Origin of the sequence: Gulosibacter sediminis (assembly GCF_014904065.1) — a bacterium.
In the GTDB taxonomy this organism is placed as follows: Bacteria; Actinomycetota; Actinomycetes; order Actinomycetales; family Microbacteriaceae; genus Gulosibacter; species Gulosibacter sediminis.
Genome location: NZ_JACXJG010000045.1, coordinates 1 through 226 on the forward strand (window position 1 = coordinate 1; position 226 = coordinate 226).

A 226-nucleotide genomic window follows, 5' to 3' on the forward strand; every position below is an offset into this window, starting at 1 on the left:
CCCCGAGATCGCACGCCTCGGCCGCACCCTGCGACGCTGGCGCTCAGCGTTCCTCGCCTACTTCACCACCAGCCGAGCAAACAACGGCGGCACCGAAGCAATCAACGGGATCATCGAGCTGCATCGTCGCCTCGCTCGCGGCTTCCGCAACCGCGAGAACTACCGCCTACGAATGCTCCTCGCCGCCGGCGGACTCACCCCATGACCCCACCGAATGTCCGAAGAG

1 protein-coding gene is annotated in these 226 nt (G+C 66.4%); it reads left to right on the forward strand.

The window, feature by feature from the left end; translation table 11 throughout:
* On the forward strand, positions 1-205 hold a 205-nt coding region (locus tag ID132_RS12885), incomplete at its 5' end, for a transposase (RefSeq protein ID WP_193128809.1).
* Positions 206-226: the final 21 nt, after the last annotated feature.